This window comes from Magnetococcales bacterium (assembly GCA_015231175.1).
In the GTDB taxonomy this organism is placed as follows: domain Bacteria; phylum Pseudomonadota; class Magnetococcia; order Magnetococcales; family DC0425bin3; genus HA3dbin3.
In genome coordinates this window covers 1-15,670 of the sequence record JADGBZ010000081.1, presented here as the reverse complement: position 1 = coordinate 15,670, position 15,670 = coordinate 1, and the positions used below count along the sequence as shown (strand labels likewise).

Here is a 15,670-nt window from a genome sequence, read left to right as displayed (position 1 = left end):
TTCCCGGAGCATTGGAACATTTCTGCACATCAATTCAACACGGTTGAGCCACTAGCCTTGGAAACGATGGAAACTTTTCTGGAAAGGGTCTTGAAGAGTCTGGAGAGAGACCCTCCCGCCAGCACTGAAGCCAAACGCCAGATCAAGGAGATCCTTGTCCGGCAGCCCTGGGTGGCCTCCATCGAGGATGCGCGGTCCGTTTGCTACCTGCTCCTGGACGCCTTGGTCAAGCCGGTTTTGGCACAGGACAGGGAGCGTGAGGCCGATGTCGAACGGCTTGGCCGGCAAATTCGTGCCGCGACGCAATTGACTCCCGCTTCCATTAACGCGACCGTCAGCCAGATCGCAACCTGGATCAAGGAAGAGATTTCCAGGCAACATGACAAGGATGCAAAACCACCCGAAACATTCCGCGAAAGGTTGTTGGTCGTTCTGCGCCAGTTGGGCACACAGGATCCTCGCTTGGCCGAGGCCCTTGCGAAACTGGGGCCCCCCGGCGCGGAGGTGTCGTGGAAGGATCTTCACACCTTGCTGAGTGGCATCGTCGTTCAGGAGGATCTGGGACGGTCCGCCTGGCAACAGGAGCGGGATGAGCTCAAAAAAACCTTGCTGGATATGGTCGTCCTTTTTGGCAGTCTGCTCCAGGGCATGGGGCGAACAGGCGAGGGAATCGACCAGGCGGTCGAACGCCTGCGCGGCAGTGACCGGTTGACAGATCTGGAAGAGTTGCGCAAGGTTCTGTTGCGCGAGGCGGAGGAGTTTCAGCAGTACGCCCATTCCCTGCGTGAACAGGTTGAATCGGGGAAGGTCATGCTGTTGCGCGCCCGAGAGCGCTTGCACCAGATGGAGGCGGCTCTGCTGGCCAGTCAGGATGAGCAGTTGATTGATCCCTTGTCGGGTTTGCCCAATCGATTCTCCTTTTCGGCACATTTGACTCGCCATACGGAGCGGGCGTTGCACCTTCAGGAGCCGTTTGTCCTGCTGCTGTGCCGCATCGAAGGGTTGGGACCGCTCTTGGATGGCCTGTCGGAAAAAGAGAGCAAAAGGTTGCTGTTGGCCCTGGCAAAACGGATGCGGGGCAAAGTGGAACCTGAGATTTATCTGGCACGTTTGAACGTAGAAAATTTTGCCATGATTTTGCCCAAAGGGGGGGGGGAACGCGCCATGGGTGCAGCTTCCCAGATTCACGATATGTTCGATGCGCTTCGGTTTCGCATGGGGGCACAATCTCTGGCTGTGCGACCGGTGTTTGGCGGCGCGGTGCATCATCCGGCCTGGAATGAGCAGGCCATGCTGGTACAGGCCGACGCGGCGCTGACCGAGGCTGTGGCCATGAAAAATTCTGGTCTGCGTATCCGTATGGCGGCGTATCGGCCTCCCGGCGACCTGATAACGGCGAATGGACACATCACGCCCGGATGACGGATAAAGTTGCAGGTGTGGGGCATGGTCAAGCGATCCACACGGAGATGGGTTGTGGTTCCCGTGGCTTCCCAGGAAGGTATAGGCGCATGGAGACATCATTCCCGGCAACTCGACTGGAACGTCTGCGGAATTTGTTGTGTGAATCCCGTCCCGATCTCCAGGCCGCCCGCATGCTGGTCGAGCAGTTGTTGGCGGGTGAGGCAGGTGTTTTGGGTTTGGTTGAAGCCAAACAGGTGGCCGAACGGCTCCTGCATCTCATGGTGTCTCCCCTGTTACCCGATGACCCCGAACAGAAAGCCCATTTTGACCGTTTGCTCCGTCTGATCCGTCAATCGACCTCCCTGCAAACCTCTGAGATTGCCAGTCAACTGGATTTGGTGCGTTCACGGTTGATCCATCCTGACCATCCCGATCATCCTGATCATGCCCTGCTGGATCGCCATGATGAGGTGGATGCGGAGAGAGATGACACGCCCGAAACCAAGGAAAATGTGTCGGTGTCACCACCAGATGCCATGCACATCCACCTGTTGGACGCCTTGCGCCTGTTGGGTGAGGACGAACCCTGGATTCTGGAATCAGCGGATAACCTGGACCATCAGGCGCGTGCGACCCCGACGGGAGCCGTATGGCCTGAGATTCAGGAATTTTTGATCAAAATAACCCGTCATGGTCAGGTGACCCGCTCGGTCTGGCGACGCGAACGCGCACTGCTCAAAGAGACCATGGTCGATGTGGCCAGCAGCTTGATGGGCACGATGGAAGAGATGGGTCGTGTCGATCATCGCCTGTTGGAATTGGCCCAGCGGATTCAGAGCAGCGACCATCCGGAAAACATCCACTCCCTGCGCACGGCCTTTTTGGATGACGTGCGTCTGGTGCGCGAACATACACGCAGCCTGAAGGACAAATTGCAAAAAAATCAGGAACAGATCGTTTCCGGTCAGGAAAAATTGCTGGAGTTGGACAAGGAGTTGGCTGCCGTCCGCGACCGGCACTTGATGGATCCAGCCACGGGGGTACCCACCCGGTATGCCTTGTCCGGTCATTTTCGCCGCAGCCTGGAGCAGGCCGCCAACCTGGAAAGTACCTTCACACTGGCCATGTTTGTGGTGGATGATTTTGTGGCCCTCAGCAAACGCCTGGGGCCCAAGCGGGAGATACGCCTGGTCAAAACCCTGGGAAAACGCATGGGGCAACTCCTGCGGACGCGGGATCTCCTTGCACGACTGGAGGTGGATCGTTTCGCCATTCTGTTCCCGGAGAACGACCTGTCCGCCGCGGTTGAAAAAATTAACAGTATTATCAATATGTTGGATTATACCATATTCAAGGTTGGGGGCAACAGAATTTTGCTGCGAGGTTGGTTCGGCGTGGTCACCTTTCGCCCTGGCATGACGGAAAACGACATGCTCTATCAGGCGGGCCGCCGCGCCCTTGCGGCCAGTGAACTGGGTGGTACAGGCTGCCATGTCGTCACCGAAGATGGGCCTTGATCACCGCATCGGCCATACCCCCCAAAATGTACGATCATAAGCAACCATTCACCACCCGGCAATGCATCGGGATCCAGAAGGCTGACTCCCTGGCAGGCCCAGTACAGAGTCCTGGTGGAGTTCGGGACGAAGCCCTGACAAGGGCTTTCCTATCCAGGCTAAAATATACGTTTTGTGCCCATGTGCAGTGTTTGACAAGGCTATTTTGTTTGTGGCAGAATGGCGGTACGTGTAGAGCAATACCTTGGGTGATACTTTTGGCGTGGCAGAGGCGAACAAAGAGGAGCTGTACCAGTTTCGCGCACGGGAAGCACAACCCTTTATGGTATCGAAGCCCATCAGGAGAAAAGGGTGCCTGACCGTGCGCTGCCGTTGACACAGGTGCCAGGCGGGAACAGGGGGTCAGCCATCTTATGACATCCGCGCAGCAAAACCCGTCGATTCAGGAACTCCGGGATCATTACAGCACGTTGACGGCAACTGAACAGTCGGTCTTGCAAGTGCTCTCCATCCTGATGACACCGGTGAGCCGGAAGAGTCTCCTGTCCTGTTTGTTGAGATTGGGTGTCGTTGGCAATAATGGCAAACCCTTGTCCGCCGTGGCACTGCTGCCCATTCTTGAGAGGATGCAGAAGGCCGGTCTGGTTGCCCTCGACTCATATGTCAAGTTTTTCTGCATTGCGGAGATCGCCAACCATGTAACCCAGGCGGCTGTTGCTGCGGGCCGGTTCCAGAAGATGGTTGCAGCTATCAACTCGGTCTCCCCATCTTATTATTATGAGGGGAGGTTTATCACCTTTGAAGGGTGCCTGCGGGAACTGCGCATCGCCATTTTTGCGCATGATACCAGATCGATGATCGCCATTCTGGAGGCTGCCCACAAGCAGTTTCCCGAGAAAATGGCGCGACACCGTCTTTTTGTCATCATCTGCGCTACCCCTTTGGATGTTGCGTGGTTTCGGGATCTGCCGCATGCCATTCAGGTAGAGGCTCTGGAAGAGATTGTTGCTGACTATTTGGAGAATTTTTCCGACGTTGCGGATGTGTTGCGGCTACTGAGTGAACACCGCCATCACCCGGACGCCATGGTGGGGTCTCGATTCAGGAGATTGTTGGTCGCCACTCTTGTTTTTCAGGGGCACATTGCTGAAGCCCAGGTCATTTTGGATGCTGCGGAACCGGTGGGCAGCGATCTCCAGTTGCAGGGGTGGATTTGTTTCTTGCGCGGCGAGAACGAGAAGGCCATCCATGCTTACGAAGCGGCCATGAAACACGCCAAAAAACATGCCGACAAACGCAGGATCGTGGTCGGGACACTGAGTGGTCTCTTTTTTCTTCTCGCTTTGTTGAAAAGTGGGGATCCTGCCTGTCGCATGCGGCTGGCCGAACTCCTAACCCTGGCGCGCACGACACCCAAAAGTTCGCCCAACCCGAGCCTGCGTTGTCTGGACGCCGTGCTTTTGGCGCAAGAGAATCAGACAAGCCAGGCCTTGGCGTGTCTCGAAGGGGGCATTGTTGATGCGTCAATGCTCCTGGAGGATATGGTACCAAGTGGAATGGGTGACCCCGATGTCCTGCGCGAATTGATCATAAAGGACATGGAGAGTGCCCGGGCGGCAGAAGCGGATCGTGATCCTTTCCTGGTCAAGTTGTTCAAGATGCTGGCTCGATATTGGATCGATGGCGACCATGCCCGTCGACACGTTGCCGACTTGCGGCCCCTCTTCGAGAGGGCCAAGGAGAATGGCCACCTGTGGGCAGCCATGGAAAGTGCCGCACTCATGGCTGCCCTGGACCCGGGGGCAACGGATTTTGCCGGGTACGCGACTGCCATTCAGCAGGAGACCGGCCTGCACAGCCTGCTGCCCATCGTGCCACGGGAAGAAGGGTGGGAACGTGCCCTGAAGGCATTGGTCACCATGGGGGCGACCCCTGACAAAAACAAGGTTGCGGCCAGTGCCGATGGCAACAGCCGTCTGGTCTGGATGATCGCTCTGTACGAGGAACACGTCAGCATTCAGCCCCGGGAGCAGCTGCGCTCTGCCGCCGGCCTCTGGTCCAAGGGGCGACCGGTGGCCTTGAAACGGTTGTTCAGAAACCCTGAAGAGATGAATTTTCTGACCGACCAGGATCGGCGGATTTGTGCGACAATCTCTCAGAAAACCAATTATTACGACGGAACGTTCTACGAGTTTGACTGGCAGAAGGCCTTGTTGGCCATGGTCGGACATCCCCTCGTATTCTGGGAAAAATTGCCCCTGGTCAACGTCGAGGTGGTCAAGGTTGAACCGGAACTGTTGGTCGAACAAAAGGGTGGTAAGGTCAAGGTTTACTTCGCCACGCCGGTGGAGAGAGAAGGGGTTGTGGTTCTCCAGGAGACACCTACCCGCTGCAAGCTGATTGAAATCACCGCAGCCCACAGGAAGATTGCCGAAATCCTGGGTAGGCGGGGTCTCAAGATTCCAGTCAAGGCCAGGGAACAGGTGATGCAGGCCATGCAGGCGGTCGCGTCGCTGGTGACCATCCACTCGGGCATTGGCGGCGGCATGGCCCATATCGAGGAGGTTGCGGCTGACGCCACCCCACACCTTCATTTGCTGCCCCATGGCGATGGCCTCAAGGTTAACCTGCTGGTGCGTCCTTTTGCTGGCGATGGCCCCCATTTTCAACCCGGCAAAGGGGGCGCCACCATCATTGCCGAGGTCAATGGCAAGCGGGTGCAAACCCATCGGGACTTCGATGCCGAGAGTACCCGCGCCAACGCGCTGATCGCGAAGTGTTCTCCCCTGACCGGGGAGTGGAGCCGGACCGAGTGGGTTTTGGAAGAACCAGAGGTTTGCCTGGAGCTGCTCCTGGATCTGCAAACGGTGATGGATCAAGTGGTCATCGCCTGGCCCGAGGGGGAAAAGATGCGGGTCAGCGCCCCTGTGGCCATGGATGGTTTGCGGGTGCGTATTCAGCGTGAACAGAATTGGTTCTCGGTGACTGGTGATATCTCCCTGGATGAGGATCTGGTCGTGGAGATGGGTCGGTTGCTGGATATGGTGCGGGACGGCAAGAGCCGTTTTATTCCCTTGGGCGAAGGCCGCTTTGTGGCACTGACGGAGACATTCCGCAAACGTCTGGCAGAAATCGACGCCTTTTCCGAAAAAAATGCCAAGGGACAACGTTTTCACCCCCTGGCCAGCCCGGTTTTCCGGGAGTTGTTTGCCGAAGCCCGGACGGTCGAGACCGACCAGCATTGGCGTGCCCACCTCAAGCGTTTTGACCAGGCCCAGGGTCTTGATCCAGAGCCACCTTCCACGTTACAGGCCGAGTTGCGGGATTATCAGGTCACTGGTTTCAAGTGGCTGGCTCGCTTGGCGGCCTGGGGTGTTGGCGCCTGCCTGGCCGATGACATGGGGCTTGGGAAGACCTTGCAGGCCCTGGCGCTCCTGCTGTATCGGGCCCAGGAGGGGCCGTCGCTGGTGGTAGCCCCGACTTCCGTTGCCCTGAACTGGATCGCAGAGATCGACCGCTTTGCTCCCACCCTGCGTGGTATCGTGTTTGGTGGGGGTCAAAGGCAGCAGATCTTGGGGGGCTTGCAATCCTTCGATGTGGTCATTTGCAGTTATGGTCTGTTGCAGCAGGAAGCGGGCATGCTGGCCGCCATCAAATGGAACGTCGTCGTGCTGGACGAGGCGCAGGCCATCAAAAATCGGCTGACCAAACGCTCCCAATCGGTCATGGCTCTGACCGGGTCTTTTCGGATCATCATGACTGGTACCCCCCTGGAAAACCATCTGGGAGAGGTGTGGAATCTGTTCCGGTTCATCAACCCCGGATTGCTGGGCTCGTTGGAGGCATTCAACGAACGGTTCGCCGTCCCCATCGAACGCCATGGGGAGAAGGAGGCCCAAAAAAGGTTGCGGAAATGGATCCAGCCTTTCCTGCTCCGGCGCACCAAGAGCCAGGTTCTCGAAGAGTTGCCGCCCCGAACCGAAATCGTGTTGAACGTCGAGATGAGTCCGGAAGAGATGGCCTTTTACGAAACCTTGCGCCGCAAGGCCATTGAACAGATAGAAAATCTGGATGGTCCTGCCGAGCAGAAACGGTTCCAGGTTCTTGCCGAGATCATGCGGCTGCGGCGGGCCTGCTGCAACAGTCGTCTGGTGTTGCCCGACAGTCCCATCGAGAGTACCAAGCTGGCCGTTTTTTGGGAGGTGGTGGAGGAGTTGTTGGCGAACCGGCACAAAGCCCTTGTGTTCAGCCAGTTCGTCGATCACCTCGCCATCATCAGGGCATTGTTGGATGAAAAGAAAGTGGTCTATCAATATCTGGATGGCAGCACCCCCGCCAAGGAGCGGCAACGTCGTGTGGATGCCTTTCAGTCCGGGGAGGGTGATTTGTTTCTCATCAGCCTGAAGGCTGGAGGGGTCGGTATTAACCTGACGGCGGCGGACTATGTGATCCACATGGACCCCTGGTGGAACCCGGCGGTGGAAGACCAGGCTTCGGATCGCGCCCACCGGATCGGGCAGACGCGCCCGGTGACCATCTATCGCCTGGTGACGCAGGAGACCATCGAGGCCAAGATCGTGGATCTGCATCGGCACAAGCGCAACCTGGCCGATGGTCTGCTGGAGGGGGGCGACATGAGCGGAAAGTTATCGGTGGCGGAGCTGCTGGACATGATTCGCGGGCGCAGTTAACATGATGGCAATATCGAATAGGGCTGGGGGATGTTTCATGGTAACTATTCACCACCCTTGCAAGAAAAGCCTGGACAGGAAAGCCTTTGTCAGGGCTTCGCCCCGAACCCCACCAGGGGAACCCCACCAGGGCGCTGCCCTGGACTAAGCCAGGGAGTCAGCCCCCTGGACCCCGATTCGTTGGCGGGTGGTGAATAGTTACGTTTCATGTACCGTAGTTCAGGATGGATCCCGCTCACGACCCCATTTTCCATCAAGAGGTCTATGAAGCGAGCAGCCGCATCTCATCTCTGTGGCGCAGGCGGAAGAGTTTGCAGAAACCGGCGTTTTTCGGTAACTTTTTCTCGCCGACGTAGTCACAGGCATAACAGTGGTGCTCCAGGGCGGCCAACATGGCGGCAGTCTGTTCCGTGACAAAGATGGACCCTGGAATGGTCACGGGTTCAACTCTGGCGGCGAGATTGACCTGGCTGCCAAAGAAATTGTTGCGTCGAATGATGGCATCATAACCTCGCGTTACCGGACCAGTGTGCAGGGCGATGCGTATGTTGACGCCTGGCGGCAAGCCTACAGCCTGCCAATCCTTCTCGTTGACCATATTCCGCAATCTCAAGGCACACTCGCAGGCCTCTTCCACCTGATCGAAGACCAGAAACAAACCATCCCCCCACGAGTTGCGGAAAACAGGGGGGTCTGTTTCAAGCATGGCGGGCTTGAGCACGTCTGCAATGGCGCCCAGAAAATTGACATAAAACGCCTGGGTATGATGTTCCTTGACCAAGCGGCTGAAACCTGCCACGTCAGCAAAGAGCATGGTTTTGATTTCGTAGGATTTTTGCGGGAGCTTTTGCTTGGGACCGCTCTTTTGGCCGCCGGAGGGTTGTGGGAGGAGTTCCTGTTTTGTCATGGGGGTGGTAAACGACTTGATATCGATCACGTCTGCTTTGCGTCCGTATTGCTGCCAGCGTTGCAGACTTTCTATGGTTCCGCCCGGTATTGAAGTGGCATCGGAGTGAATCAAGGCAATCATCACGGCGTTGGTTTGCAATCGTTTGGCCTCGGTCAAGGCCATTCCCTCAAGTAATAAACCATTGAATACGAACAGGCTTGGATCGTCTCGGTAGGTTTCATCCACGGCGAAGGTGATTTTTGTTGCCGAGTTGCGAATGTGCAGAAAGCGTTTGACCCATTCTTGACCACCCATGGCGACGCTGGTGCGGATAAACTCTTCCTCAGGGAAAGGGAGCACCAGATGCAGCTCCAATTTTTTCTCGATCATTTGTTCGGCAAACAGGATGTCTCCGCCACAAGCCAGGGAACAATAACCAATACCAATATTTTCCCTGTCGATCATGTCGCCGATTTTTTCCTTGGCTTCTTGGGCGCATGCCTGAGGAAATCGTGTGGTGGGACGATGAGGTACATCGATCATGTGCCCGACAAACACGGCAACCTTCCTGGGAATGAACAACTTTTTGACGTGATCGGGAATGTGAAGTTTTTGTTCCAACAAGCAGATTTGATGAAACATGGTGGAGATGTCCCCCGTGCGGTCCTTGGCACGTTGCTTGGCCTTGCTGTACCAGGTTGTCGAACGTTCCACATCCCCAAGGATCAAGTAGGCCTCTCCCAGGGTGGCAGCATTCCAATAAGCTTCGTCTGAATTTTTTTCTTTATCCAGACAGATATTGCATATTTCTTCCACAAGAGAGAGGGTCTCTTTTCTTAATCGTTCGTCTTTCTTGTCTTTCATCAAAAACAAAAGCCAACCGACGGTGGCGGCATTGATGGCCGGGAAAGGATCGCTCCGTTCACTGTAGGCAAATGCATTCAAGTAGCACTGACGCGCCGTTTCTCCCCAGAATTGTTGAAAGACAACCTCTTTGGTTTTTGCCTGTTCGGATGCATTCGCTATGATTCCAGCAACATCCAGGTCCGCCAGGCTCTGTTGGAGCATGGCTTCCACAGGTGCGGGGAGAAGCCATCGCAATTTTTCGTCGATGGGTTGTTCGTTCGCATTCGCGGCAAAAAACTTGTCCTTGGCCAGTTGACCTGCCAAAGAGGTGAAGAACAACTCCTTGGCAAGTCGACCCGCCAAACTCAAAATATCCACAGACAATTGCATGGGGAGTTCTTTAAGCTTGATCAATGACTTGGGATCTAATATGACTCTCTGGTCTGAATAAACGATTCCCAACAATTGTTTGATGATATCGCTGGCCATACTATAAGAACCGCAACGCATCGCAGCCAAACCAGTCAGATAAGCAATCTCAGTATCATCAGGGTAAATATTTCTCGCTATCAGCAATATATCAAGGGCATCCACATAGTGACCTCTGCTGATCTTTTTGCGTCCACGCACAACATAACTGGCCAAGTTTGTTTTTGATACATTTTGGGCTGCCATGCCGCCTTTGATCGTGGGCAGCAGGCGGATGATCGTATCGTAGGCAAGGCTGTAGTTGTCGAGGCTTAATGCAGCCACGCTGACCAGGTGTGCGATATCCATGTTTCCTTCAAATTTAGCCAAACCGAACATCAAAATGTCGAGGTCGTCAGCCTTCCAACCGCGTTTTGCACAGTCATAACCATATCGTGTATAGTCAGCGATGGTCGGGTTTGACGGCAAGGGTGAGAACTCTTTTGTGTCGTCGGTGATCAAGGATAATTTTGTTTCCTTGGTTGATGCCGGAGCGCTCTTGTCGGGATGTGGAGGTGGAAGAGACGTATTTGTTGCTATTGAATTGCTTTTTGTCGTCTTGACCATCAAAAATCCTAAAATAATGATGGATAAACTGTTTAAAATCATAAGAACAAAAGGATGACTCAGGGCAATCTTTATGGATGACATCATATGGAAATTTGTTGCTTCGGGAATGTGATCGCTTGGCAAAGGTTGCGCATGGTGGGACGGCACGGGTGGTGGTTTGTGATCATCTGCTGATGGTGTTGATGGCTGAAGCGGTTGTGACGGGAGCGGGTGTATCGCTGGATCTTGTGCTGGTGGCACCGTGGGGGGGGGGCTGGTGGGCTGGGTCTGATGGGTCAGTCCTGCTGTGCTGACGGGGGGAACCTGGCTTGGTTGTGGTTGGGGCGAAGCGACCGTCACGGTCATGGCGCCAGGTTGTTGATTTGCCGTAGGAATGGACGCCTCCCCCGGGGTTGACGCGGTTGCCTTCCGCAGGTCGGTTTGTTGCGGTGTGGGTTCCTCTGCGGCGGAAGCCAGAAAAATGCGCAACTCTTGCAACGATGCCGGTATCTTCTGAGCAGTGGAGAAGGGATAATATTTTCCTCCCGTTTGGTCGGCGAGTTTTTCCAATAACGAGGTGTCGGTATCTTTTGCTGAGGCAAGACTGAATATGCGGATGCCCTCACGTTTTGCTTCGGGCAACAATGTATTATCCAGCCAATGTTTTCTGTCTGCAACATCCTGATCATTTTTAAGATGGATGACGCCATTCGCCAGCAGAATGATCGATTTCATGGTTCCCCGGCGTACCTGGGGGGTTCGGAACCCGTCCATGGCTTGTTTGAGGGCATCCGGAATATTTCTGTCAATGTCATCATATTTGATTGACGCCAGGCCATTTTTTAAATGATCTCGTCTTGCGGGGCTGCGTGGGCTCAGGTTGACCAATGCCTTGGCATCCGCACCCATGACAATGAGACCAAACTGCGCATCCGCCGGGAGGTTTGAAACAAACCGAAACAGGGTCTCTTTCAAATCCGCATCGCGATTCATGTTGAACATGCCTTTTGAGACATCCAACAGGAAATAAATATCTTGCGGTGCTGACCAGGCGTTCGACGAAAAGATGGTGAATAAAAAAGTGACAATAAAAGACATGTGGAGCAAAGATTCGGCTTTCTTTGCCGGCGACTTGATTGTTCTCGTGCAATCTGCTTGTGTTATGATGTTAAAATAATGGCCGCGAGCGCATTGTAGTGTAGTTGTGTTGCATGGCATTTTATTATTGTTGTCCTTGTGTGGGCAGGTCATGATCATCCATGTGGTCATGGGGGAGAACCTGGCAGAATGGAGTGGGATCCACGATAGGGTTGGGCAGATGCAAAATGACTTATCGAGGTTGCACCTCTTTGCCGGGAGTTTTGTTCTCTCCCCCCCCCTGAAAGGCCTGGGCCAGGGCGGCGGCCATGGTTTTGCGCAGCCGGGTCATGCCGGGAAGTTCATCAGCCGTGAAGGGAAGGGGGCGGCACAGGCGTATGGCCTGGAGGCCGATGCGGGCGGTGAAGAGGCCGTTGGCCATCCCCTGACCGGCCCGGGCCAGAAACATGGTGGCCAGGGAGTTGCCGAGAATGTTGCCGACATGGTTGGCCAGGATGTCGGTGGTGCCGGCCACCAGGAGTCCCTGGCAGCCGTCCCGCAACAGGATCCAGCTGCCGACCGTTCCGGGATGGACGCCATAACACTGGGCGACGGCGCGGACCATGCGGATGTTGTGCCAAAGGAACACCAGGGCATCGACCAGCGGCAACGGACTCAGGGCGGTGAGCAGGGTGGTGTTGGAGACGTGGTGGACCACCACCTGCATGGCCCGGGCATCGACCGGTCCCAAAACCTGATGGGAAAAAAGTTGCAAAATATGGGGATCTTCCAGCGTATCATCCACGGAGTCATAGAAACGTTCCAGGCCGGCCATGGCTCCCGGGTTGTGTTGATAAAGGGGGGCAATTCGTTGGGTCATGGCCCACGCATCGCCGGAAAACTCCCGGTTGGCCGCCAGACGTTTGGCTTCCGCAGCGAGTTGGCGCAGCTCCCGCAGCCGGGAAAGCCGATACCACTCCCGGGCGGTCCAAATCATGGCGGTGCCCAGGCCGCCCAGGGCCAGGAAGGATAAGATACCACCCACCAGCGGGCGGGCGTGGAGTTCGTTTTTTAAAAACAGCACCAAATCCTGGATCAGGACGATCAGGAGGAAGGATCCCATGAGCACCAGGCAGAGGGTTCCCAGGTGTCTCCACACCACGGAGTGGTCGGTTGCCGGGAGATTCTCGGGGTAGGAGTCGGAAGCGTGTGCAGGGTCCGGGTGTTCCGCGTCGTTGGCCTCCCACCCGGGCGGATCGCTCTCCTTGCCGGGAGCATCGGCGGTGGTGGGGTGGTTTTGCTCATCCCGGGCACCCGCTGCTGCCGCAGTCGATGGAGGGGGGGTCAGGACGACGGGTCTGCCTGGCATGCTGTCGGCAGGCGGTGCAGCGGGTGCTGCCGGATGTCTCTCCAGGGGCGGCATCCAGCGCTCCCTCTTCAGCACAGTTTGTCTCCCAATAAAAACTCCAGGGCCTGATCCACGCGGATATGGGGCAGGGTGCCGTCGCGGGAGTTGCCCGTGCCTCGGGGCTCAAACTCCAGGAAACGGAACCGTTCCGCATCCCAATCGGCGGGATCGGGAATGGTCTCCGGGATTTCGCCGGGAAACAGCAGGATCTCCTCGCTGCGCCCCTTGGGAATACCCTGGACAAAAGAGAGCCGGCGCCCATCGTGTTCCTGGACGACTGTCTGGGTACATCGCACGGAGGCCAGGGTCATTGCCTTGACCTGTACGCCATGGAACAGGGCGTTGTTGGTGGGGATGGCCACCAGGTGCTCCAACAATCGTTCCAGATTGTGGTGCTGGTTGGCCGCTACGTGATCCACCTTGGAAGCGGCAAATAACAGTTTATCGATACGCGGCTTGAACAGGCGGCGCAGGAGACCGGCGGGTCCATAATTGAAGCTGCTCAGGATTGATTGCAGGGTTTTTTCCATATCGGAAAAGCTGCCGAACCCTTTGTTGAGGGCCCGCATGGGATCGACCAGGACGATTTGCCGATCAAACCGGGAAAAATGTTTTTTGTAGAATGAACGCACCACCCGGTCCCGGTAGAGCAGATAACGTTGTTCCATGGTGGCATACAGGGAGCCGGAGGGGTATGTCCCCTTGGCGGGTGTTGGCAGCGGACAGAAGGCCAGCAGAGGGGTGTCGAGCAGATCTCCCGGGATCAGAAAGCGGCCCGGTTGCAAAAAATGCAACCCGACATCGGGCTCCTTGCAGCGGCGCAAAAATCGGGTAAACAACTTGCTGACCTGACGGATGACCTCTTCATCCGCCGGGGCGGAAGGGTTGATGCTGGCCAGGGCGTGGCGCCACTCCCGGGCCAGGGTGAGACGGGGCTCCTGTTCGCACAGAACCAGAGTCTCCGCCGACCAGGCGGCAAAGGAGAGATCCAGCATGGGGAGATCCAACAGCCATTCGCCAGGATAGTCGATGATGTCCAGGTAGAGGGTGGCCAGAGGTTGCAAATATTTTTGCACGACCTTTTTGGGTCGGTAGCGGATGGCCAGGCGGATTTCACTCAGTCCATCCGTCGCCTGGGGCCAGGCAGGCGGGGAGCCGTTTAAGGCCAACATGAACCGGTCATAACCAAAGGTGGAGATATCCAGGTTGGGTTGTTCGATCACCTTGGCCCCCTGGAAGCGACCGGTTTCGACCACCCCGAACAGGGGGAGGCGTTTGCTCCGATGCCCCTGCAACAATTGGTGGATCAGGGTCGTGATAAAGACCGTTTTGCCACTTTGGTTCAAGCCAGTGACGGCCAGGCGCACGGTTTGGTCCATGGCCAGGAGGAGGGCATCCTCCATCACCTTGCGGGTTCCCGACCAGAGTGTTGTCCAGGAGGGTGGAGTCAGGGAAAAGGGGGGGATGACCACGTTGCTGTCTCACTCCTCGAAATGGTTTTCTGGTAACTGAACCTGCCTCCCACAGGCTAATACCCGAGAACCCGGATTTCAACACGCCGGTTGCGGGCCAGGGAAGTTTCCGACTCTCCCGGGTCCAGGGGGTGCAGAGAGCCAAAACCTTTCACCTCCATGCGCTCGGGGCGGATACCGCTTGCGGCTAAAAAGTCGGCGACACCTTGGGCCCTGTCGTGGCTGAGCAGCATGTTGAAATCCTCTGGCCCTGATCGATCGGCATGGCCATGCAGCAACACCCGCGCCTGGGTATCCCGTTGTAGATAGTGGTGGATGGATGCCAGCAGGGCCTTGACGCCCTGGTCAAGCCTGGTCTCGCCGAGGGGAAACCGGATGGTGATCTGAAAATCGGTATCAGGGTTGTGGAGTTTGCTGTTGCTCCCCGGGGCGCCAGGGTCGGCATGCGGGGGGGAGACCAACAGGGTCTGGGGCAAGTTCAGGAACTTTTTGGCGTTGTCATGGCGAGCTGTGTTGCGCAACGCGGGCGTTGGTTGCTGGAAGCAGTCGGAGAGTTGCGCCAGAGGCGTGCCAATCGGTGCAGGTGCGGAGTGCAACGTTTTCTCTTGCACATGGATGCCAGTACACAGGGTGATGCCCAACATCTCCCGATTCGGGCCGATACCGGAGGCGTTCGGAGGGTCATGGCGGGTGGGTGTGGTTTGGGTTGTCGCGTGTGTCGGCAACGCCTGGGCATCCGGCCTGCCGGAAATGGATTTCCGGGTGACCGCGAGGGGTGTTTTGTCCACCACCTCATACGGAGATTGTTGGGCCGGTTGTGCCGGGCGGACGGTTTCAGCTGCTGTCACCTCCTGCCGGATGGACGCTGCCGGAGGGTGGCTGGGTGCAGCAGCAGGAGCTGGATGCTTTTTGGGCTCAGGAGCCTTGAAAAAGGCGCCCATGACTGTTTGCCAGACTGTTTTTTCCGGGGGTTTGGCAAGCGTAGGCGAGGGAGGCTGTCGGACTTCCTCCGGTGGATGCTGCGTGACGGTTTCGACCGGAGTCTGTTGGGGCGTACTGACCGGCGGTTTGACGCTGGTTTTGACCGGAGTCTGTTGGGCTGTGTCGACTGGTGGTTTGATGCTGGTCGCTACGGGCGTTTGTTGAGCCGTGATGACGGGCAGTTTCACGAAGGTTGCGTCGGGCTTCTTTTCGACCATGGCGACGGGTGGCTTGACGCTGGTCTCGACCGGCGTTTTTTCGACCGTGGCGACGGGTGGCTTGACGCTGGTCTCGACCGGCGTTTTTTCGACCGTGGCGACGGGTGGCTTGACGATAGTCTCGACCGGTGTTTTTTCGACCGTGGCGAC

Annotated in this window: 7 protein-coding genes; 3 read left to right on the top strand and 4 right to left on the bottom strand. The window is 56.6% G+C overall.

Translation table 11 applies throughout. From position 1 onward, the window contains the following. Positions 1–57 precede the first annotated feature (57 nt). From HQL63_13520 to HQL63_13510, 3 genes are all read left to right on the top strand, one after another. Positions 58–1,422, top strand: coding sequence for a diguanylate cyclase (locus HQL63_13520; protein ID MBF0177848.1), 1,365 nt, complete (start codon positions 58–60; stop codon positions 1,420–1,422). An 89-nt stretch (positions 1,423–1,511) separates the two neighbouring features. After that, complete coding sequence (locus HQL63_13515; protein MBF0177847.1) at positions 1,512–2,921, top strand: GGDEF domain-containing protein; 1,410 nt, start codon at positions 1,512–1,514, stop codon at positions 2,919–2,921. A 413-nt stretch (positions 2,922–3,334) separates the two neighbouring features. Beyond that, on the top strand, positions 3,335–7,612 hold the full coding sequence (locus HQL63_13510) for a DEAD/DEAH box helicase (protein ID MBF0177846.1): 4,278 nt from the start codon (positions 3,335–3,337) through the stop codon (positions 7,610–7,612). Between the two features lie 262 nt (positions 7,613–7,874). Here HQL63_13510 and HQL63_13505 read toward each other — a convergent pair whose 3' ends face one another. The 4 genes from HQL63_13505 to HQL63_13490 all read right to left on the bottom strand — a co-directional run. Beyond that, positions 7,875–11,366, bottom strand: coding sequence for a VWA domain-containing protein (locus HQL63_13505; GenBank protein ID MBF0177845.1), 3,492 nt, complete (start codon positions 11,364–11,366; stop codon positions 7,875–7,877). Positions 11,367–11,694: 328 nt separating this feature from the next. After that, positions 11,695–12,885 carry a TIGR01620 family protein gene (locus tag HQL63_13500; GenBank protein ID MBF0177844.1) on the bottom strand — a complete coding sequence of 397 codons (1,191 nt, stop codon included), beginning with the start codon at positions 12,883–12,885 and terminating at the stop codon, positions 11,695–11,697. Further along, positions 12,879–14,321: a YcjX family protein gene (locus HQL63_13495; GenBank protein MBF0177843.1), complete on the bottom strand. Its 1,443-nt coding sequence runs from the start codon at positions 14,319–14,321 to the stop codon at positions 12,879–12,881. Before HQL63_13495 ends, HQL63_13500 begins: the two co-directional genes overlap by 7 nt. Positions 14,322–14,377: 56 nt before the next feature. Further along, positions 14,378–15,670 (bottom strand): OmpA family protein (locus tag HQL63_13490; protein MBF0177842.1); only part of this gene is annotated, 1,293 nt, incomplete at its 5' end.

Coding starts and splice junctions, on each gene's coding strand:
- HQL63_13515 (MBF0177847.1), top strand. CDS start 1,512: ATGGAGACATCATTCCCGGCAACTCGACTGGAACGTCTGCGGAATTTG.
- HQL63_13510 (MBF0177846.1), top strand. CDS start 3,335: ATGACATCCGCGCAGCAAAACCCGTCGATTCAGGAACTCCGGGATCAT.
- HQL63_13505 (MBF0177845.1), bottom strand. CDS start 11,366: ATGTTCAACATGAATCGCGATGCGGATTTGAAAGAGACCCTGTTTCGG.